The organism is Mesorhizobium sp. P160187, from assembly GCF_057766425.1.
The window spans coordinates 811203-830798 of the sequence record NZ_JBYMDX010000003.1; the positions used below are offsets into that span (position 1 = coordinate 811203).

Sequence of the window (19596 nt, forward strand, 5' to 3'; positions counted from 1 at the left end):
AAAATTCGAACGATCCGCCGCGCTTTTCCATAATCTCTATCTGGCAAGGATTTCCGCATGATCGCGGAGTCCGCCAGGAAAGAGAAGAGCCGCGCCGAAAGCATCGACGGGCCGAACCCGGCGACGCCCAAGCGGCAGCATGTTGCCGCGCCGCCGCTGGCGCCGGATTTGCCGCGCCCCACGTCCGAGGGCCTGCCGTTCCTGACGGTGGTCGCCAGTGTCGTGCTGGCGGGCCTCTCCCACCTCACCGGTGCGCCGATCTTCATCACCCTCGGCCTGCTGGCGACAGGCGTTGCCGGCGTCGCCATGCACCTGCGCAACCGCCGCACCGTCCACCGCGCGACGGCCTTGCTCGACGAAACCGCCGCGCGCAGCCGCGCCGAGATCGAGACGCTGGCCGACCGCATGTGGGAGATGCAGGAGAGCGAGGAGCGTTTTCGCGGGCTGATCGATGCGCTCGGCGATCTCGTCGTCCACCGCGACCGCGACGGCCACATCGTCTATGCCAACATGGTTTTCGCCGGCCTCGTCGGAACCGATCAGCGCGACCTTGCCGGCAGGACTCTGGCCGACCTCGGCATCGATGTCGGTATCGTTCCCGACGCCGCCTTTTCGGATCACGAATGCCTGAGTTCCACCGACGTCTCCATCCGCACGCCGAACGGTCCGCGCTGGTTCTCGTGGATCGAACTGTCGGTGCGCGACAAGGATAGCGGCGCCGTCTCGCACCGGGCGATTGCCCGTGACATCACCGCCCGCAAGCGCGCCGAATCCTCGTTGATCACCGCGCGTGAGCGCGCCGAATATGCCAGCCAGGCCAAGTCGCGCTTCCTCGCCACCGTCAGCCATGAGATCCGCACGCCGATGAACGGCATCATGGGCATGGCCAAGCTTCTGGCTGACACCAATCTGTCGCCCGAGCAGCGCACCTATGTCGGCGCTGTCTCGACCTCGGCCAGCGCCCTTTTGGCGCTCATCGAGGATTTGCTCGACTATTCCAAGATAGAGGCCGGCCGTTTCGACCCGGAGCCGCAGCCGACATCGCTGCGCGAAATCGCCGACAACATCATCGAACTGATGGCGGCGAAAGCCTTCGCCAAGAACATCGGCCTCGGCTGTCATGTCGAGCCCGACGTGCCACAGATGATCATGGCCGATCCGGGAAGAGTCAGGCAGGTGCTGCTCAACCTGATCGGCAATGCGATCAAGTTCACCGACACCGGCGGCGTGCTGGTTTCGGTTGCACGGGCCCGCACCGAGACCAGCGACCGCATCTGCTTCACCGTCGCCGACACCGGCCCTGGCCTGCGCGAACAGGATATGGAGCGCATCTTCGAGGAGTTCGAACAGTCCGACGGCACCTCGACCCGCACCCATGGCGGCGCCGGCCTCGGTCTGGCCATATCGAGGCGCCTGGTCGCCGCCATGGGCGGTGCCATTTCGGTGTCGAGCCGGCTTGGCGAGGGATCGGAATTCGTCTTCGAGATCCCGGCCGCAGGAGCAACCGAAGCACCGCAGAACCGGCAGAACATCCTGGCCGGCCGGCGCGCCGTGATCGTGTCGAAGAACGCCGTCGAGGCCGACGCCATCGCCCGCACCATCCGCGCCCATGGCGGCGCCGTCGACGTCGCCGCAACCGCTTCCCAGGCGACGCCCTTCGCCGAACATTGCGATGTGCTGTTGATCGACGCGGCCCTGGAGGACGGCGACGGCAGACTGCTCAAGCGCCTGCGCCAGAGTGGCTTTGCCGATTGCGAGGCGATCACGCTGATCGCGCCGACCGACCGCGGCATGCTTGGCGAATTCCGCACCAGCGGCTACGCCACCTTCCTGGCGAGGCCGGTGCGCGGCGAAACCCTGCTGCGCGTGCTGCTGACCAGTCATGCCCCTGCCTTGCCGCCGCCCAAGCCGGAAAAGACCGGCGCGTCCTCGCTTCGTGCCCATGGCGGGCGCCAGCAAGGTTTGTCGGTGCTGATCGCCGAAGACAACGACATCAACGCCATGCTTGCCCGCGCCACGCTTTTGAAGGCGGGACATCGCGTGAAAGTGGTCGGCAATGGCAAGGCCGCGGTCGAGGCGGTGACCGAAGCCGGGCTGAAAAATCGCTTCGATGTGGTGCTGATGGATTTGCACATGCCGGTGATGGACGGGCTGGACGCGATCGCCGCCATCCGCCGCCACGAAGAGGAAATGGCTGTGCCGCCGGTGCCAATCATGGTGCTTTCGGCCGACAGCCAGGAAAAGACCCGCCACGCCGTGCTCGCCCATGGCGCCAGCGGCTTCGTCACCAAGCCGCTCGATCCCGACGCGCTGGTCCATGCCGTCGAGGGCCAGGTGGCCGCCTGAAGCGACGCTGGAGAAATCCTCGCGTCACGTAGGTAGCCGAATGAAGGTTTTCGCCAGCCGACGAAGTATTGCCCGTCGCGCCGTATCACGGTACTGTCACAATCCTGTTGCACCTACACCGTATCCCCGTGCCAAGAGGGATGGCTCGAAGGAGAATCACTCGTGCATACAGTTATGCCGGAATGTGACACTCGGCCCAGCGCAGGCGGCGCTTTGCTCGCCGCGCGGAACGCCGATGCCGTCGCAACAGGCGCACCGCTGGGCCGTATCGGCAATCTCGAAGTGCGGCTTGCCCGCAATGAGGCCGAGATCGCCGCCGCGCAGGAAGTGCGCTACCGGGTGTTTTATGACGAGCTTGGCGCCAGGAAGGACCTGTTCCAGGCGCAGGACCGGCGCGACGCCGACCGCTTCGACCCGCTGTGCGACCATCTCCTCGTGCTGGACACTTCGATCTCCGGCCCCGAGCATCGCCGCATCGTCGGCACTTACCGCCTGCTGCGGCAAGAGATTGCGGCGACCGCCGGCGGCTTCTATTCCGAAGGCGAGTTCGAACTGACCAAGCTGATCGCCCGCCATCCCGGCCAGCGCTTCCTTGAGCTCGGCCGCTCCTGCGTGCTGCCGGAATACCGCTCGAAGCGCACCATCGAGGCGCTGTGGCAAGGCATCTGGGCCTACATCAACCACTATGAGATCGGCGTGATGACCGGTTGTGCCTCGTTCCCTGGCACGGTGCCGGCTGCGCATGCCGAGGCGCTCACCTACCTTGCCCATCACTGCCGGACCAACTCCGCCTGGGATGTGCGGGCGGTCTCCGGCCGCTATTGCTCGATGGATCTGATGCCGATCGAGGCAGTCAACGCCAAGGCGGCGATCGCGGCCATGCCGCCGCTGGTCAAGGGCTATCTGCGCGTCGGCGCCCGCATCGGCGACGGCTGCGTCATCGACCGTGAGTTCTCCACCGTCGATGTGTTCGTGGTGATGCCGGTCAAGGAAATCGGCGCCCGCTACGTCAACTATTATGGCGGGGAAGCGCAGCGCTTTGCGGCGTGAGGCAGTAGGCAGTAGGCAGTAGGCAGTAGTGAAGGCTGCCGCGAATTGCTGACTACCGACTATTCCCTATTCCCTATTCCCTATTCCCTATTCCCTATCCCCTCTCCCTACGGAATATCCTCCGGTCGCCGTCCCGGGCGGCTCTTGTAGGACGGAAAGGTCCAGCCGAATTTCAGCGCGCCGCCGCGCACCAGGAAAGCCGCGACGAAGCCGGCAATATCCGAGGCGAGCGGCGGCAGGCCGGCAAGATCGCCAAGTGTGTAGAGGCCGGCGCCCGCGAGTGCGGCGGTGACGTAGATTTCGGGCCTGAGCAGCACCGATGGCTCGCCGGCCAGCAGATCGCGCAGGATGCCGCCAAATGTGGCGGTCAACACGCCCATAACAACGGAGACGACCGGCGAGCCGGTGATGGCCAGCCCCTTGGCCGCGCCCATTACGGAAAAGGCCGCCAATCCGATGGCGTCGAGCCAGAGCAGCCATTTCCAGCGGGATTCGACGCGGTGGGCGATGAAGAAGACCAGCACCGCAACCGCCGCGCAAACCAGCACATAGCCGGAGTTGGCGACCCAAAAGACGGGCAGGTTGAGGATGACGTCGCGAAGCGTGCCGCCGCCAATGCCGGTGACGCTGGCCAGAAACAGGAAGCCGATAATGTCGAGCTGCTTGCGCGAAGCCGCCAACGCCCCGGTCGCGGCAAAGACGGCGACGCCGGCATAGTCGAGGAGGTCGATGGGTGTCAGGGACATGAGGTAGTAGGGATTGGGAATTAGGGAAAGTATGAATAACACGAAGCCGCGCGATTGATACGCCTGCCTATTCCCTATTCCCTATTCCCTATTCCCTACTGCCTACCCTACTCACGCATCCTTCTCGGCCTGCTCGTTCACCGGCCCCGGCTCGACCGGCGCTTCGGTGGCCGCGATCTTGGGGCCGCCCTTGGCGACCCCGACCATGGCCGGCCGCAGCACGCGCTCGCCGATCGAATAGCCCGGCTGCACGACCTGGACGACGGTGTTGGCCGGCACATCGGGATTGGGCACTTCGAACATCGCCTGGTGGAAATTCGGGTCGAACTTCTCACCTTCCGGTTCGAGCTTCTTCACCCCATGCCGTTCCAGCGTCGACAGCATGGCGCGCTCGGTGATCTCGACGCCGTCGATCAGCGCCTTGAAGCCGGCATCTCCGGCCGCTTTCGCCTCGGCGGGGATAGCATCGAGCGCGCGGCGCAGATTGTCCGACACCGACAGCATGTCGCGGGCGAAATTGGCCACCGCATAGGCGCGCGCATCATGCACGTCGCGGGCGGTGCGGCGGCGCAGATTCTCCATCTCGGCTGCGACGCGCAGCGCGCGGTCCTTCAGCTCCTCGTTTTCCTTCAGCAACCGCACCAGCGCTTCATAGTCGCCGTCGATGCCGCCTTGCGTGCGCTCGGCCTCGGCCGTTTCGATATCCTCGGGCGCGCGTTCGTCTTTTGTCTGGTCGCTCATCGCCATTTCCCGTCATTCGAATGGTTTGGATTCGCGCCCGATATCGAGGTTTGGCGGCCAAAAATCAAGGGGCAAGCCCAGGAGGACGCCCAACAGCAGGCAATGTTGCGGGCTGCCCGTCGGACTTGGTGCGGGACGCAAAGACGTTCAAAATTAATTCAAACTTTACCGTAACGGCAGCCTTTGCTTGCCAATACCCCGCTATGGGGAACCATTCAAAGCTTGGAGGAGTTTTGAAACCGACACAGGATTTGAGACAATGGACCGCAATACTGGCAACAGAAGCGAAGAGCTCGCCGCCGACATCAGGCGCCAGTTCGGCACCGAGGCGACGACGCGCTTCTTGCGCACCTTGCCGGCCTTCCGCACCGAGGCCGACATTCCCGCCCGTTTCCGGGACCTGCTCGACCGGCTGGACGGCATAGAAGCCAGCATGGCCGGCGGCCGACGCCGTCAATAGCGATGCTATCGCGCGACAATTACGCGCAGTAATTTTGCGTGAGCTTTTCCTTGCGGCAGCGGGACGCCCCGCCTATGCTTCCTGATGAACATGATTTCCCCCGAGACGGCCGCCAACAGCAAGCGCGCCTGGTTGAAGATCCTGGCGCGCTACAAGAAGCCCGACCGGCGACGCAGCACTCTTGAACTCGCCATCACCCTTATTCCTTTCGTTACGCTGTGGGCGCTGTCTTCGGCAGCCTATTCCTATGGCCACTGGTGGGGCTTGATCCTGATCCTTCCGGCCGCCGGTTTTCTGGTGCGGATCTTTATGATCCAGCACGATTGCGGCCACGGCTCCTTCTTCGCCAACCGCACTGCCGACGACTGGATCGGCCGCGCGCTCGGCGTGCTGACGCTGACCCCTTACGATTGCTGGCGGCGCGCGCACGCCACCCATCACGCCAGCGCCGGCAATCTTGACGAGCGCGGCATGGGCGATATCAGGACGTTGACGGTTGCTGAATACCGGCAGCTGTCTTGGCGGGGACGCCTTGCCTATCGTCTCTACCGCCATCCCCTGGTGATGTTCGGCCTTGGCCCGATCTGGCTGTTCATCTTCGAGCAGAGGCTGCCGGTCGGCATGATGCGCGGCGGCCTGACGCCCTGGGTGTCGTCGATGACCACCAATCTCGGCATCGCGGTCGCGGCAGCGCTGCTTATCTGGCTGGTCGGCCCCGGCGCTTTCCTGATCGTCCATTTGCCGATCGTGATCCTGGCCGGATCGGCCGGAATCTGGCTGTTCTACGTCCAGCACCAGTTCGAGGAGACGGAATGGGCGAAGGACGAAGAGTGGGAATTCCAGCGTGCCGCCCTGCACGGCTCGTCCTATTATGATTTGCCGCCGGTGCTGAACTGGTTCACCGGCAATATCGGCGTCCATCACGTGCACCATCTCTCGGCCAAGGTGCCGGGCTACCGGCTGCAGGAAGTGCTGCGCGACTATCCCGAACTGCGCGGCATCGGCCGCGTCACGCTCCTCGACAGCCTGCGCTGCGTCAAGCTGGCGTTGTGGGACGAGAACCGCCGCAAGCTGATCTCGTTTCGCGAAGCGCGGGCCTTGGCCTAAAAGCAATTCCAGCAAAGTGTGAGGCGGTTTTCCGGGCTTTCGCTTGGGAATTCCGTAAGACAAAGAAAAAAACCGCCGCACCGAAGGCGCGGCGGCATCTCCCAAAAACCGGCTCAGGCAGCCTTGCGCTCCTCGCGCATCCAGACCTTGCAGCCCTGATCATGTCAGGCGCCTTTTCGGCGATCATGATGGACGGTGCATTGGTGTTGCCGCCGATGAGCGCCGATTCCTCCCTCGCGCCCCGCGGATATTTCCGTCCGGACAGCCAGGAGAAGGCCCGATCACAGTCTTTGTAAAGACAGGCGGAATTACCGTCGCGTCAGCTGTTGCGAACGCGCCGCCAGGAGTATTTCGGCCCCTTCGGCTCCGACGCTTCGGTCGGCTGATAGTAAAGGCCCAGCCCGCCTGTGCGGCCTTCTTCGAGGCGCTTCAGCAGAACCGGGTTGGAGATCTCGAACTCGTCGAAGCCGAGGCGCAGCATATGCGGCAGCTGGTCGACGAGCACCTGGCCCGTGGCGCGGACCGCGCCCTCGAAATCGTAGCGGCTGCGCAGCAATTCGCCCTTGGAAAACGAGCGGCCGTCGCTGAAGGCCGGAAAGGCCAGCGCCACCAGCGACAGCTGGTCGAGCAGATCCACGATCTTTTCCAGCTGGTCGCCCGGCAGCAATGCGACGCCCAGCCGCTCCTTGGCCGAGCGCCGCACCTCGGCATCGAGGCCGAGAAATGCCTGCAACGGCAGGATGAAGCGGCCATTGCCCGCCAGTGCATCCGCACTTTCGGCATGTGTCCACTCGTCTTCGCGAAAACCCGTCCGGGTCCAGAGGCGGGTCTCCGCTGTGGTCTGTTCAGTCATAGAAAATTCCTAAAGCCCTAAAAATCGAAAGTCCGCGAAAGCCGGTCCACACGAAACCGGCGGCCTCCGGGCGGAAGCCGCCGTTGCAGGCCAGCCTCACCTGAATATCACCATAGCTTAAAGGGATGCGTCGGTCAGCGACACTTCCAGTCCCGACAGATGGATGCCGCACTCGGTCTTGGCATGACCGGCCCAGCGTCCGCTTCGCGCATCCTCGCCCGGCTGCACCGGCTGCGTGCATGGGAAGCAGCCGATCGACAGATAGCCGTACGCAACCAGCGGATTTTCGCGCAGCGCATGCGCGCGCATGTAGTCAGCCTGGTCGGATGTCGTCCAGTGCGCCAGCGGATTGACGCGTACGCGCGGGCCGACCGCCTCGAACACCGGCAGCGCGGCTCGCGTCGCCGCCTGGAAGCGCTTCCGGCCGGTCAGCCAGGCGCGGAAGGGGGCGACGCCGCGCGCCAGCGGCTCGACCTTGCGCACGTCGCAGCAGGCATCGGTATTGCTCTGGTGCAGATTGCCGGTCGGATCGACCCGCTCGAGCGCCGCGTCTTCGGGCTTGATCACCCTGATGTCGGTCAGCCCGAAATCGGCGACCAGCGCATCGCGATAGCCCAGCGTCTCTTCGAAATGCTTGCCGGTGTCCAGGAAGATGACCGGCAGCGTGCGGTCGACCTTGGCGATCATATGCAGCAGGACGGCGGAATCCGCGCCGAAGGACGACACGGCGGCGATCTCGTCATGAAACAATTCGCTCGCCGCGCGTTCGATGATGTCGAGCGGGCTCAGATGTCCATACAGCGCGTCGAAGCCCGCCGCTTTGGCGGCGATGCTGTCGTCGACGTCGACGATGCGGTCAAGCGGCCTTGGTTTCGCCAGCATAGAGCGCCTCCTTGAACGGCGCGGGACCGACACGGCGGTAGGCGTCGATAAAACGTTCACTGGGACCGAGCCGAAGGCCGAGATAGGTGTCGACGATCTGCTCGATGGCGTCCGTGATCTCTTCCGAAGAGAAGCCGCGGCCGATGATTTCGCCAACCGAGGTGTTCTCGTCGGCCGATCCGCCAAGCGTCACCTGGTAGAGTTCGGAGCCTTTCTTCTCGACGCCGAGGATACCGATATGGCCGACATGGTGATGTCCGCAGGCATTGATGCAGCCGGAAATCTTCAGCTTCAATTCGCCGATCTCGCGCTGCCGCTCCAGCGAGGCGAAGCGAAGCGAAATCTCCTGCGCGATCGGGATCGAGCGCGCTGTCGCCAGCGCGCAATAATCGAGGCCAGGGCACGCGATGATGTCGCTGATCAGGTTGGAATTGGCCGTCGCGAGGCCAATGTCGACCAAAGCGTCGTAGACCGCTTTCAAATCGGCGCGCGCCACATGCGGCAGGATCAGGTTCTGCTCATGGCTGACGCGCAGTTCGTCGAACGCGTATTTCTCGGCGATGTCGGCGACCGCTTCCATCTGGCTGTCGGTGGCATCGCCCGGCACCTCGCCGATACCTTTCAGCGAAATCGTCACCGCGGCATAGTCGGGATGGCGATGGGTCACGACATTCTGGTCGAGCCAATCCGAGAAGCTTTTGGAATCGAGCCGCGCCAGCTTGATCGCCGCGTCGCCTTCCGGCCGGGCGGTCAGTGCCGGCGGCGCGAAATAGGCGTCGATGGCACGGATGTCGGCTTCCGGCAGCTTCAGCTCGGCGTCCTTCAGCTCCTGCCATTCGGCCTCGACCTGGCGGGTGATTTCCTCGACGCCGGTCTCGTGGACGAGGATCTTGATGCGCGCCTTGTACTTGTTGTCGCGGCGGCCATAGAGGTTGTACACGCGCAGGATCGCGGTGCAGTAGGACAGCAGGTCGGCTTCCGGCAGGAAGTCGCGGATCTTGCGCGCCACCATCGGCGTGCGGCCCTGGCCGCCACCGACATAGACGGCAAAGCCGAGCTCGCCGGCGGCGTTCTTCTTCAGATGCAGACCGATATCATGCGTCTGGATGGCGGCGCGGTCGCGCTCGGCCCCGGTCACCGCGATCTTGAACTTGCGCGGCAGGAACGAGAATTCCGGATGCACAGACGACCATTGCCGCAGGATCTCGGCATAGGGGCGCGGATCAGCGACCTCGTCGGCGGCGGCGCCGGCAAAGTGATCGGCGGTGACGTTGCGGATGCAATTGCCGCTGGTCTGGATCGCATGCATCTCGACGCTGGCGAGATCGGCCAGGATCGCCGGAATGTCGGACAGCGCCGGCCAGTTGAACTGGATGTTCTGGCGCGTGGTGAAGTGGCCGTAGCCCTTGTCGTATTTGCGCGCGATGTGGCCGAGCATGCGCAGTTGCGCGCTGTTCAGCGTGCCATAGGGCACCGCGATGCGCAGCATGTAGGCGTGCAGCTGCAGGTAGACGCCGTTCATCAGCCGCAGCGGCCGAAACTGATCCTCGGTGATCTCGCCGGACAGCCGGCGTTCGACCTGGTCGCTGAACTCGGCGACGCGGGCCTGGACAAAATCGTGGTCGAACTCATCGTAGCGGTACATGTTTCGTCTTTCAGGGCGCGTCCGCCCGTATTTTGTTAAGCTGCCCGCGCAGCCTGCTTGCCCAGATCTTCCCGGATGGTCGGGCCGGCAGCGCGGATCTTTTCGCGCAGCCGCACCGGCACGACGATGCCATTGACGACTTCAGCGTCGATCAGATTGACGTCGACAACCTGATTGTTGGCGTTGGCCTTGGCGCCGATTGCTTCCAGCCTGTCCTCTGCCGCTTGGTCATGGGCAAGGTCGGCATGGTCGACCGTCTCGGCCCAGCCACCATCGGCGTACCAGACGGCGATGCCGTCGGAGAGGCGGTTTGCGGTCAGTATCTTCATGGCTGGACCTCTGCGTCGGCCGCATTGGCGGCGCTCTCATGACTATGTGCCGCGAGCGGCTCGGAACGTTCAAAGTTGGCGCCGGCAACCGCGTCGCCGATGATGGTCATCACCGGACCGGCCAGATCGGCGCGCTCTTCCAGCGACGGCAAATCGGCCAGCGTGCCGTGGAAACGGCGGCGGTTCTGCAAGCTGGCATTCTCGACCACGGCAACCGCCGTGTCCGGCGACAGGCCGGCCTCGATCAGCCGTCCGGCGACTTCGGCGGCGACCGAGCGGCCCATATAGACGGCGACGGTGGCGCCGGAAATGGCGAGCTTGGCCCAATCCGGCAGCGAATTGCCCTTCAGATCATGGCCGGTGGTGAACACCATCGACGAGGAGACGCCGCGCAGCGTCAGCGGCAGCTCGAAATCGGCGGCGGCGGCAAAGGCGGCGGTGACGCCGGGGACGACATCATAGGCGATGCGGGCATCGCGCAGTGCGGCCATCTCCTCGCCGGCGCGGCCGAACACCAGCGGGTCGCCCGACTTCAGCCGCACGACGCGCTTGCCCTGCCTGCCAAGCTCGACCAGCAGCGCATTGATCTCGGCCTGGCTCTTGGTGTGGCATCCCTTGCGTTTTCCGACCGGCAGCCGCTCGGCGTCGCGGCGGCCCATGGCGACGATCGCCTCCGGCACCAACGCGTCATAGACGATGACGTCGGCTTCCATCAAAAGCCGATGCGCGCGCAGCGTCAGAAGATCCTCAGCACCTGGCCCGGCGCCGACCAGGGCGATATGGCCCGAAGCCGGAGCCTTCGACAGCAACAGATCGGCGGCGGCGTCATGCGCCTGCGAAAGCTCGCCGGCTTCGACGGCGCGCGCCGGTGCACCCTGGAAAAAACTGCTCCAGAACTGGCGGCGTGCGTTGCCTTTCGGCAGCAGCTTTTCGGCGGCACCCCGGAACGAGGCGGCAAGCGCTGCCAGCGGCCCGAGCGACGGCGACAGCATGCGGTCGATGCGGCTGCGCAGCATCTGCGCCAGCACCGGACCCGCGCCTTCCGTGCCGATGGCGATGGCGACCGGGGCGCGGTTGACCAGCGCCGGGGTGAAGAAATCGCATAGCTCCGGCCGGTCGACGGCATTTACCGGAATGCCAAGGCGGCGCGCATCGTGGGCGACGCGGCGGTCGAGCGTCTCGTCGCCGCTGGCGGCAAACACCAGGACCGCGCCTTCGAGATGCGCGGCGTCGTAGGGGGCGTCGATACGGATGGCGCCGGTCGTGGCGATGAAGCTCAGCAATTCGGCGTCGGCAACATCGGCAATGATGCGAAGCACAGCACTCGACTGATCAAGTAGCCGCGCCTTGGCCAACGCTTCGCCTCCGCCGCCGACGATGGCCACGGCTTCGCCTTCGACCCGCATGAAGACCGGGAACGCGGTGAGCTTGGGATTGGTGTGCGGCATGACGAACAGATTCCGGAACAATTCGGCAGTTTTAGGCGCGGACGCGAAAAAGCTGAAGGAACCCACTCGCGCATCCCCTGACGGGAGGCAATCGGTTTTCCGCAAGCCAAAGGGCCAAGAGAAAAATATTCCACATCCGCATATCAGGCGGATTCAAGCTGCTGCCGCAGGCTTTGTTCTGCGGCTCTTTTATCCGGCAGTCGGCCAAGCTGCAAAATTATTTTTTCTAAATTCTACCAATTTAGTAGATTAAAGCCGTGACCTCCGGACATTGCTCCGATAGACGATAGATCGGGCTTGATATGGCTGCGTGCGATCTCGGCGAACGAAGTGGAACGTTCCCGCTTCGCCACGCGTTCTGCCCCTGCCGTAACAGACAATCGTCGGCTGGATTTGAACCTTCAAACAGGAGCGCGCAAATGAGCAAGATCAACCTGAAACATGGCCTTCTGGTCATGGTGGCCGATGGCGAGAAAGCGCTGTTCCTGAAGAACGAGGGCGACAATCTCTATCCGAACCTGCAGCTCTTCCAGGAGATGAAACAGGACAATCCGGCAACGCGCGAACAAGGCAGCGACAGTCCCGGCCGCTACAATGACGGCCCCTCCGTGCATCGCAGCGCGGTTGAGGAAACCGACTGGCACCGGCAAGGCAAGGAACGCTTTGCCGAAGAGATCGCGGACCGGCTCTACAAGCTCGCCCATCACGGCATCTTCGACGACATCGTGCTGGTCGCGCCACCGCTGGTGCTCGGCACCATGCGCAAGAAACTGCACAAGGAAGTCACCGACAAGGTGCAGGCGGAGATCCCAAAGACCCTGACCAACCGCCCGCTGATCGATATCGAGGCCATGCTGCAGGCGGCGTGACGCATCGATCATTCGGTATTGGCGCGCGCAGCGGTTTTGCTGCGCGCGCCTTTCGTTTTCGGTGCCTCTGGCCACCAATTTACGTCTTGCGGGTTGCGTCGCCCGCACCCCCTCCACCATATTGAAAAAGGCGGCGGCTTCGGGCGGCGCACACCCGACATTTCCCGAAAGGCGCTCCATAGACAATGCCGCATGACACGCCCCTTATCGCCACCATCGTCGCCGGTCTGGGGCTGGCATTCATCTTCGGGGCGCTCGCCAACCGTTTTCGCATCCCGCCGCTGGTCGGCTACCTCGTCGCCGGCGTACTGGTCGGACCGAACACGCCGGGTTTCGTCGCCGATGCCGGTCTTGCCAATGAGTTGGCCGAAATCGGCGTCATCCTGCTCATGTTCGGCGTCGGCCTGCATTTCTCGCTGAAGGACCTTCTCTCCGTCCGCGCCATCGCCGTACCCGGCGCCATCGTCCAGATCGGCTTTGCCACCGCGCTCGGCGCCGGCCTCGCATGGATGCTCGGCTGGTCGATGGGCGCAGGCCTCGTCTTCGGCCTGGCGCTTTCCGTCGCGTCCACAGTGGTGCTGTTGCGCGCGTTGCAGGAGCGACGGCTGATCGAGACCGAGCGCGGCCGCATCGCCGTCGGCTGGCTGATCGTCGAGGACCTCGCCATGGTGCTGGCGCTGGTGCTTTTGCCGGCGTTGGCCGGCGTGCTCGGCGGCCAGCCGCAGGTCGATGACCATGCGAGCCTTTTGTCGCTGCCGGCCAGCTACGGCATCTGGGGCGTCGTCGGCCTCACGCTGGCCAAGGTCGTCGCCTTCGTCATCGTCATGCTGGTGGTTGGCCGCCGCGTCATTCCGTGGATCCTGCATTACGTCGCCCATACCGGCTCGCGCGAACTGTTCCGGCTGGCGGTGCTGGCGATCGCGCTCGGCGTCGCCTTCGGCGCCGCCAAACTGTTCGGCGTCTCGCTGGCGCTCGGTGCCTTCTTCGCCGGCATGATCATGAGCGAATCCGAGCTCAGCCACCGCGCGGCGGAGGAATCACTGCCGCTGCGCGACGCCTTCTCGGTGCTGTTCTTCGTCTCGGTCGGCATGCTGTTCGATCCGTTCAGCCTGATGAGCAATGGCTGGCCGATCCTGGCGACGCTGGCCATCATCGTCATCGGCAAGTCGCTGGCCGCCTTCGTTATCGTCATCGCCTTCCGCTATCCGCTGGGAACCGCCTTGATGATCTCGGCCAGCCTCGCGCAGATCGGCGAGTTCTCCTTCATCCTGGCGGAGCTCGGCGTCGGGCTGAAGCTGTTGCCGCAACAGGGACGCGACCTGATCCTGGCAGGCGCCATCCTGTCGATCCTGGTCAATCCGCTGATGTTCCTCGCCCTCGACTGGATGAAGCCATGGCTGGACGCGCGCGCCGCCAAGGCAGCACCACCGGAAGAGGCCAAGCCGGTCGGCCCGGCGACGCAGCCCGGACAAGTGGCCTCGGTGGCCGCTGCTGCCAAAGAGGACGGCCCGCCGCCACGCACAACGCTTTCGGGCCACACCATCCTGATCGGCTACGGCCGCGTCGGCAGCCTGGTCGGCGCGGCGCTGAAACAGGCATCGCTGCCCTTCCTGGTCATCGAGGACGCCGACAAGACGCTGGCGAGGCTCAGAGACGACGGCGTCGAAATCGTCTCCGGCAATGCGGCCAGCGCGAGCGTGTTTGCCGCCGCCAATCCGCAGGGGGCCAAACGCTTGATCCTTGCCATCCCCAACGCGTTCGAGGCCGGGCAGATCGTGCTCAGGGCGCGCGCCGCCAACCCCGGCATCAACGTCATCGCGCGGGCCCATTCCGATGCCGAGGTCGAGCACCTGATGGGGCTCGGCGCCGAAACCGTCATCATGGGTGAACGCGAAATCGCCCGCGGCATCGTGCAAGAAGTGCTGGAGCAAAAGCTGATGCCGCGCCCCGAAGCCATTGAGCCCTCCCCGGCCTGAGGCTTGCCCACAGGCGCGTTGATCACGCCACGAAGGCGGAGCCGCCATTGTGCGCGACGCTGGCGAGATACTTTGCCGGCGGCTTGCCGAGCGCTTTCTTGAACATGGTGATGAAGGCGGTGACGGAGGCGTAGCCGAGATCGCCCGAAACCTGCTGGACACTCGCACCGGAGGCCAGCTCCCGTATGGCGACGATCAGGTGCAATTGCTGGCGCCAGCGGCCGAAGCTCAGTCCGGTCTCCTTCACCACAAGACGGGCGAGACTGCTTTCTGAGAGCGCGACGCGGGTGGCCCACTCGGCAAGCGTGCTGCGGTCGGCAGGGTCTTGCGCCAACGCATCGGCGATCCGCCGCAAGCGCGGCTCGGCGGAGATCGGCAAATGCAGCTGCTGGACCGGCATGCGCGGCAGTTCGGAGAGCAGCATCCCAGTCAAAAGCGCGTCCTTCCCGTCGTCTTCCTCCATGCGGTCGGCCAGCTCGATGATCAATTCGCGCAGCAGCGGCGAGATCGACAGCGTGCAGCACCGGTCCGGCAGATCGGCGGCTCCCGGCTCGATATAGACGAAGAAAATCCGCGCATTGGCGGTCGCGATATTGCTGTGTTCCATGCCGCCGGGAATCCACACCCCGCAATGTGGCGGCACCATCCACAGGCCGCTCGGGACGCGGCATGTGACGCCACCGCCGAGCGCGAAGACGAGCTGGCCCTTCCGATGCCAATGGGTCGCCACTTCCGCTTTGGTTTCGGTGACATCGACGCGCACCGCAATTGCAGGAGCGATCACATCATCGACGTCGAAATTGACCCACGGGTAGCGGAGAGGCTGTCTCATGATTGACGGCTTTTAGCGACTATTCGCCATGATAGCTAAATTCTTTGATCCGGGAAGTCGATAGGCTCCGGTTCGTGGCTGGCATGTCACAAACCGGCAGGAAGGCTTCCCATGCGCGCCCTCGTCATCTCTCCCGACAGCCCCACCGGACTGACCTTTGCCGAGGCCAACGAACCTCAACCCCTCGCCAACGAAGCGCTTGTCTGCGTCCACGCAACCTCGTTGAACCGCGGCGAACTGCGCCTGCTCACCATACGCCCAAAAGGCTGGATACCCGGCCAGGACATCGCAGGGATTGTCGAACGGGCGGCAGCCGATGGCTCCGGGCCTGCCGTCGGCGCCCGGGTTGTGGCTTTGGTCGACGAGGCCGGCTGGGCGCAACGGGTCGCCGTTCCGACTGACCGCTTCGCCGTCATCCCGGATGAGGTCAGCTTCGTTTCCGCCGCCACGCTTCCCGTGGCGGGCACGACGGCCCTAAGGGTCTTGCGCCATGGCGGCGACCTCGCGGGACAGCAGGTGTTGATCACCGGCGCCAGCGGCGCGGTCGGCCGTTTCCAGATCCAGATCGCCCGCGAGCAAGGCGCCGCGGTGACTGCAATCGCCGCCGCCCGGCACGCCGAGGATCTCCGCGGTCTTGGTGCTCACGAAGTCGTCGAGTCGATCGAACTGGCCGAAGGGCCATTCTCTCTGATCACCGAGTCGGTCGGCGGCCAAAGCCTCGCCCATGCCATCGAACGCGTCGCCCCCGGCGGCACCATCGTCATGTTCGGTTCGAGCAGCGGCGAATTCACGCCGGTTGGCTTCAGACAGTTCGTTCCGGGCCATGAGGGAGCGAGGCTTCAGACTTTCGCCTACTACACATCCGGTCCAGCCATTGGCGCGGACATCGCCTCGCTGCTCGCTCTGGTCGCGGCTGGCCGGCTGGAAACCCGTGTGTCCATGACCGTGCCGTGGACAGACATCGCCCGGGCTCTGGACGCCCTGCGACAGCGCAGCTTCGGCGGCAAGGCTGTTCTCACCATCGCTGAATGAGCAGTCTGTCAGTGCTCAGACGTGCTGGCCGCCATTGATGTGGATTTCCGAGCCCGTCACATAGGACGCCTGCTGCGAGCACAGGAAGAAGATGATGTCGGCGACTTCCGAGGTGGCGCCAAGGCGCCTGAGTGGGATCGTCTCGACGATCTTGTCGGTGCCAGGCGACAGGATCGCGGTGTCAATCTCGCCCGGCGCAATCGCATTGACGCGGATGCCGTGCGGGCCGAAATCATGCGCCATCTCGCGCGTCAGCGAGCCGAGTGCCGCCTTCGAGGTCGCATAGGCGGTGCCGGCGAAAGGATGCACGCGCGTGCCGGCGATCGAGGTGACGTTGACGATCGAGCCTTTTGCTGCAGCAAGCTCCTTGAAGAGGCCCCGCGCGAGCATGATCGGCGCGAAGAAATTCACCTGGAACACATCGCGCCAGACATGCATCGGCGTGTCGATCGAATCCATGCGGCTGTTGCCGTCCTTGAGCTTTGGCGAAATGCCGGCATTGTTGACCAGCGCGTGCAATTGCCCGCCATGCGCCTCCAGCCGATGACGGATCTCCGAGACGGCGATGCCGACATCTTCCTGGTCGGCGAGATCGACCTTGATGTGGTCCTCTGGGCCGGCCGGCCACGGGCAATCCTCGGCAAAAGCCTGGCGCGAACAGGTGATGACCCGCCAGCCCTCACGCGAAAAGCGCTTGACCGTGGCATGGCCGATGCCGCGGCTGGCTCCGGTCAGCACGATGGTTTTTCTGATGTCGGTCTCAGCCATGTCTGTCACTCCGGCCGGAGATGTAGCCGAATGCCGCGAAGGTGGCGAGAGGCCGAATTGTCACCGCAGCTCTCATATGAGGAACGGATTGCCAGCTCGCATTTGATTCGAAGCTAGAATGACGAGCCGCTCAGCCGCCGCCGAGAATATCCAGGATTGAGGTTTTCCGCTTCTTGGTCGGGCCGCCGACGCTGCCCGGCGGTACCGGATGCTTGATCGAGGCCGTGGTGCCGCCGTCGCCCGGCATGTTGAAACCGTCGGCATCGACGGTTTCGGCCGGACGGCGGACCGGTGCTTGTGCGGGTACAGCAGCAGGTGCCGGCGCGGCAGCAGGCTCAGAACGGCTGACGGCCACGGCAGGCAACGGCGCCGCCTGATTGTTATCGACTGACGGAATATCGTCGGGCACGATGGTGTCGGGCGGCGTCGACTTCCAGGTGCCGGGCAGCGGCCGGACCGGCACACCTTCATGCGCGGCCACCATGAACTCGTGCCAGGCCTGTGCCGGCAGCGCGCCACCGGTGACCTTCTTCATCGGCGTGCCGTCATCATTGCCGAACCACACGCCGGTGGTGAGGTTTGCGGTGTAGCCGACGAACCAGGCGTCGCGCGAATTCTGGCTGGTTCCGGTCTTGCCGGCAGACGGCCAGGCGAAGGCCGCCTTCTTCGCCGTGCCGATCTCGACCGTGCCGGTCATCATCGAGTTCATCATGCCGACAATGTTCTGCTTGACGACGCGCGGCGCGCTGCCGCCATTATCGTCATAGAGCACCTTGCCTTCGGTCGTGGTGATGCGGCGGATGAAATGGATGTCGGGCTTGTAGCCGCCATTGGCGAACGGCACATAGGCCGATGTCAGCTCCAGCGGCGTCACTTCCGAGGTGCCGAGCGCGATCGAGGTGTTGGCGATCAGGTCGGACTGGATGCCCATGCGGTGCGCCGCCTCGACCACCGCGTCGGGGCCGACTTCCATGGTCAGCTGTGCGGCGACCGAATTCAGCGACTTCGCCAAAGCGGTCGCCAACGTCACCTTGCCGAAATACTTGCCGCCGTAATTGTCCGGTGTCCATTTGCCGATCTTGATCGGCGCGTCGTTGCGCACGCTGTCGGGCGTGCGGCCAGCTTCGAGTGCGGCCATATAGACGAACGGCTTGAACGCCGAGCCCGGTTGACGGCGTGCTTCGGAGGCGCGGTCGAACTGGCTGGTCGAATAGTCGTAGCCGCCGACCATGGCGCGCACGGCGCCGGAATTGTCGATCGAGACCAGCGCGCCCTGGCTGACATTGAGCTTCTTGCCGCTCTCGTCGATCAGCCGGCGGATCGACTGTTCGGCGAGCTTCTGCAGGTTGAGGTCGACGGTGGTGTCGACGACGATGTCGCTGCGCACGTCACCGATCAGATCGGGCAGCTCTTCCATGATGGTGTCGGCGACGTAGTTTTCCGAACCGGTCCAGTAGGATGGCGCGCGCGTTGCCGGGGCGCTCATCGCCGAGGCCAGTTCCTTGGCGCTGATCTTGCCTTCGTCGCGCATGGCGGCGAGCACCAGCTGCGAACGCTCCTCCGCCGCTTTCGGGTCGCGCGCCGGCGACAGCCGCGACGGCGCTTTCAAGAGGCCGGCGAGAAGGGCCGCTTCCGACAGAGTGACATCGCGCGCGCTCTTGCCGAAATAGCGGCGCGAGGCCGCCTCGACGCCATAGGCGCCCGAGCCGAAATAGACCCGGTTGAGGTACATTTCGAGGATCTGGTCCTTGGTATGCTTGTGCTCCAGCCAGAGCGACAGCAGCACTTCCTGCACCTTGCGCTCCAGCGTGCGGTCGGGCTTCAGGAACAGGTTCTTGGCCAGCTGCTGGGTCAGCGTCGAGCCGCCCTGCGAGAAACGCCGGCCCAGAACATTGGTCACCATGGCGCGCGACAGACCGATCGGGTCGATGCCGAAATGCGAATAGAAGCGCCGGTCCTCGATGGCGATGACGGCTTCCGGAATGTAGGGCGACATTTCGTGCAGGCCGACCGCCTCCCCGCCGCTCATGCCGCGGTTGGCAAGCAGTTGCCCGTCGACCGAGACGATCTTGATGTTGGGCGCGCGGTCGGGGATCGACCAGGTGGTCGCCGCCGGCATCTTGGCGCCGTAATAGACGACAATGCCGGCCACCGCGATGCCGCCCCAGATGCAGAGCACGAAGCACCAGTAGAACATCCGCGCCATCACGCCGAACAGCCCGCGCCGGGGTTTGCCGCGCTTGCCGCGTGACGATGATTTTGCCTTGGAGGTTTTGCGCGCCGAAGATGATTTGCGATTGGCCGGCACGACCCGATCCTCCTCGTTCACCGAAAAACCGGCCGCGGATTTCGCCTTTGGCGATCCCTCGAAGCTGGGTTCGATGCGACTGTCTCTGCGGTTCGCCATGCGTTGCGCTGTCTTCCCGGTGTCAATGGCGCTCGGGTTGGAGGGTAGATGCGGCGGTTTAAGGGCGCGTTAAAGCAGGGCTCGTGCAGGCCGTTGAAATTCCTT

At 64.4% G+C, this 19596-nt stretch carries 18 protein-coding genes; 8 read left to right on the forward strand and 10 right to left on the reverse strand.

The window, feature by feature from the left end; all coding sequences use genetic code 11:
* Positions 1–57 precede the first annotated feature (57 nt).
* On the forward strand, positions 58–2346 hold the full coding sequence (locus tag AC3CCE_RS07245) for a response regulator (RefSeq protein ID WP_352624857.1): 2289 nt from the start codon (positions 58–60) through the stop codon (positions 2344–2346).
* A gap of 174 nt (positions 2347–2520) precedes the next feature.
* A complete protein-coding gene (gene olsB / locus AC3CCE_RS07250) occupies positions 2521–3396 on the forward strand; it encodes a l-ornithine N(alpha)-acyltransferase (RefSeq protein ID WP_023683057.1) in 876 nt (291 codons plus the stop codon).
* A gap of 107 nt (positions 3397–3503) precedes the next feature.
* On the opposite strand, the gene AC3CCE_RS07255 is transcribed toward olsB, so the two are convergent.
* Both AC3CCE_RS07255 and grpE read right to left on the reverse strand, forming a co-directional pair.
* Positions 3504–4136, reverse strand: a complete 633-nt coding sequence (locus tag AC3CCE_RS07255; RefSeq protein WP_023683056.1) for a trimeric intracellular cation channel family protein — start codon at positions 4134–4136, stop codon at positions 3504–3506.
* A 117-nt stretch (positions 4137–4253) separates the two neighbouring features.
* Positions 4254–4883, reverse strand: coding sequence for a nucleotide exchange factor GrpE (gene grpE, locus AC3CCE_RS07260; RefSeq protein WP_023691975.1), 630 nt, complete (start codon positions 4881–4883; stop codon positions 4254–4256).
* A gap of 259 nt (positions 4884–5142) precedes the next feature.
* Between grpE and AC3CCE_RS07265 the strand changes: the two genes are divergently transcribed.
* Positions 5143–5343, forward strand: a complete 201-nt coding sequence (locus AC3CCE_RS07265; protein ID WP_023683054.1) for a hypothetical protein — start codon at positions 5143–5145, stop codon at positions 5341–5343.
* A gap of 84 nt (positions 5344–5427) precedes the next feature.
* Complete coding sequence (locus AC3CCE_RS07270) at positions 5428–6450, forward strand: fatty acid desaturase (protein WP_023691976.1); 1023 nt, start codon at positions 5428–5430, stop codon at positions 6448–6450.
* Positions 6451–6769: 319 nt separating this feature from the next.
* On the opposite strand, the gene AC3CCE_RS07275 is transcribed toward AC3CCE_RS07270, so the two are convergent.
* From AC3CCE_RS07275 to cysG, 5 genes are all read right to left on the reverse strand, one after another.
* Complete coding sequence (locus AC3CCE_RS07275; protein ID WP_023669768.1) at positions 6770–7303, reverse strand: DUF934 domain-containing protein; 534 nt, start codon at positions 7301–7303, stop codon at positions 6770–6772.
* 117 nt (positions 7304–7420) lie between these two features.
* Positions 7421–8185, reverse strand: coding sequence for a phosphoadenylyl-sulfate reductase (locus tag AC3CCE_RS07280; protein ID WP_352624860.1), 765 nt, complete (start codon positions 8183–8185; stop codon positions 7421–7423).
* Positions 8160–9830, reverse strand: coding sequence for a nitrite/sulfite reductase (locus tag AC3CCE_RS07285; protein ID WP_023683051.1), 1671 nt, complete (start codon positions 9828–9830; stop codon positions 8160–8162). The genes AC3CCE_RS07280 and AC3CCE_RS07285 overlap by 26 nt, the downstream gene beginning before the upstream one ends.
* A gap of 35 nt (positions 9831–9865) precedes the next feature.
* The gene (locus AC3CCE_RS07290) at positions 9866–10159 is read right to left on the reverse strand and encodes a DUF2849 domain-containing protein (protein ID WP_023691980.1); all 294 of its coding nucleotides are present in this window, start codon (positions 10157–10159) and stop codon (positions 9866–9868) included.
* Positions 10156–11607: a siroheme synthase CysG gene (cysG, locus tag AC3CCE_RS07295; RefSeq protein WP_023691981.1), complete on the reverse strand. Its 1452-nt coding sequence runs from the start codon at positions 11605–11607 to the stop codon at positions 10156–10158. Before cysG ends, AC3CCE_RS07290 begins: the two co-directional genes overlap by 4 nt.
* On the opposite strand from cysG, the gene AC3CCE_RS07300 reads away from it, so the two are divergent.
* The 3 genes from AC3CCE_RS07300 to AC3CCE_RS07310 all read left to right on the forward strand — a co-directional run bounded on the left by AC3CCE_RS07300 (position 11606) and on the right by AC3CCE_RS07310 (position 14452).
* Positions 11606–11860: a hypothetical protein gene (locus tag AC3CCE_RS07300; RefSeq protein ID WP_155923978.1), complete on the forward strand. Its 255-nt coding sequence runs from the start codon at positions 11606–11608 to the stop codon at positions 11858–11860. The genes cysG and AC3CCE_RS07300 overlap by 2 nt on opposite strands.
* A 166-nt stretch (positions 11861–12026) precedes the next feature.
* Positions 12027–12476 (forward strand): baeRF12 domain-containing protein, encoded by a 450-nt coding sequence (locus tag AC3CCE_RS07305; protein ID WP_023669773.1) that lies wholly within the window; start codon positions 12027–12029, stop codon positions 12474–12476.
* Positions 12477–12661: 185 nt separating this feature from the next.
* Complete coding sequence (locus AC3CCE_RS07310) at positions 12662–14452, forward strand: cation:proton antiporter domain-containing protein (protein ID WP_023683049.1); 1791 nt, start codon at positions 12662–12664, stop codon at positions 14450–14452.
* A 22-nt stretch (positions 14453–14474) separates the two neighbouring features.
* Here the strand turns inward: AC3CCE_RS07310 and AC3CCE_RS07315 are convergent, their stop codons facing one another.
* Complete coding sequence (locus AC3CCE_RS07315; protein WP_023669775.1) at positions 14475–15284, reverse strand: AraC family transcriptional regulator; 810 nt, start codon at positions 15282–15284, stop codon at positions 14475–14477.
* A gap of 111 nt (positions 15285–15395) precedes the next feature.
* Between AC3CCE_RS07315 and AC3CCE_RS07320 the strand changes: the two genes are divergently transcribed.
* Positions 15396–16316: a zinc-binding dehydrogenase gene (locus tag AC3CCE_RS07320; protein ID WP_352624864.1), complete on the forward strand. Its 921-nt coding sequence runs from the start codon at positions 15396–15398 to the stop codon at positions 16314–16316.
* Positions 16317–16331: 15 nt separating this feature from the next.
* Here AC3CCE_RS07320 and AC3CCE_RS07325 read toward each other — a convergent pair whose 3' ends face one another.
* Positions 16332–17084 carry an SDR family NAD(P)-dependent oxidoreductase gene (locus tag AC3CCE_RS07325; RefSeq protein WP_023686590.1) on the reverse strand — a complete coding sequence of 251 codons (753 nt, stop codon included), beginning with the start codon at positions 17082–17084 and terminating at the stop codon, positions 16332–16334.
* 130 nt (positions 17085–17214) lie between these two features.
* Positions 17215–19491: a transglycosylase domain-containing protein gene (locus AC3CCE_RS07330; RefSeq protein ID WP_352624866.1), complete on the reverse strand. Its 2277-nt coding sequence runs from the start codon at positions 19489–19491 to the stop codon at positions 17215–17217.
* Positions 19492–19596: the final 105 nt, after the last annotated feature.

Bases quoted from the DNA above. Each gene is read 5' to 3' on its own strand.
- AC3CCE_RS07245 (WP_352624857.1), top strand. From the start codon at position 58: ATGATCGCGGAGTCCGCCAGGAAAGAGAAGAGCCGCGCCGAAAGCATC.
- olsB (WP_023683057.1), top strand. From the start codon at position 2,521: ATGCCGGAATGTGACACTCGGCCCAGCGCAGGCGGCGCTTTGCTCGCC.
- grpE (WP_023691975.1), bottom strand. From the start codon at position 4,883: ATGAGCGACCAGACAAAAGACGAACGCGCGCCCGAGGATATCGAAACG.
- AC3CCE_RS07265 (WP_023683054.1), top strand. From the start codon at position 5,143: ATGGACCGCAATACTGGCAACAGAAGCGAAGAGCTCGCCGCCGACATC.
- AC3CCE_RS07270 (WP_023691976.1), top strand. From the start codon at position 5,428: ATGAACATGATTTCCCCCGAGACGGCCGCCAACAGCAAGCGCGCCTGG.
- AC3CCE_RS07275 (WP_023669768.1), bottom strand. From the start codon at position 7,303: ATGACTGAACAGACCACAGCGGAGACCCGCCTCTGGACCCGGACGGGT.
- AC3CCE_RS07280 (WP_352624860.1), bottom strand. From the start codon at position 8,185: ATGCTGGCGAAACCAAGGCCGCTTGACCGCATCGTCGACGTCGACGAC.
- AC3CCE_RS07285 (WP_023683051.1), bottom strand. From the start codon at position 9,830: ATGTACCGCTACGATGAGTTCGACCACGATTTTGTCCAGGCCCGCGTC.
- AC3CCE_RS07290 (WP_023691980.1), bottom strand. From the start codon at position 10,159: ATGAAGATACTGACCGCAAACCGCCTCTCCGACGGCATCGCCGTCTGG.
- AC3CCE_RS07300 (WP_155923978.1), top strand. From the start codon at position 11,606: ATGACGAACAGATTCCGGAACAATTCGGCAGTTTTAGGCGCGGACGCG.
- cysG (WP_023691981.1), bottom strand. From the start codon at position 11,607: ATGCCGCACACCAATCCCAAGCTCACCGCGTTCCCGGTCTTCATGCGG.
- AC3CCE_RS07305 (WP_023669773.1), top strand. From the start codon at position 12,027: ATGAGCAAGATCAACCTGAAACATGGCCTTCTGGTCATGGTGGCCGAT.
- AC3CCE_RS07310 (WP_023683049.1), top strand. From the start codon at position 12,662: ATGCCGCATGACACGCCCCTTATCGCCACCATCGTCGCCGGTCTGGGG.
- AC3CCE_RS07315 (WP_023669775.1), bottom strand. From the start codon at position 15,284: ATGAGACAGCCTCTCCGCTACCCGTGGGTCAATTTCGACGTCGATGAT.
- AC3CCE_RS07320 (WP_352624864.1), top strand. From the start codon at position 15,396: ATGCGCGCCCTCGTCATCTCTCCCGACAGCCCCACCGGACTGACCTTT.
- AC3CCE_RS07325 (WP_023686590.1), bottom strand. From the start codon at position 17,084: ATGGCTGAGACCGACATCAGAAAAACCATCGTGCTGACCGGAGCCAGC.
- AC3CCE_RS07330 (WP_352624866.1), bottom strand. From the start codon at position 19,491: ATGGCGAACCGCAGAGACAGTCGCATCGAACCCAGCTTCGAGGGATCG.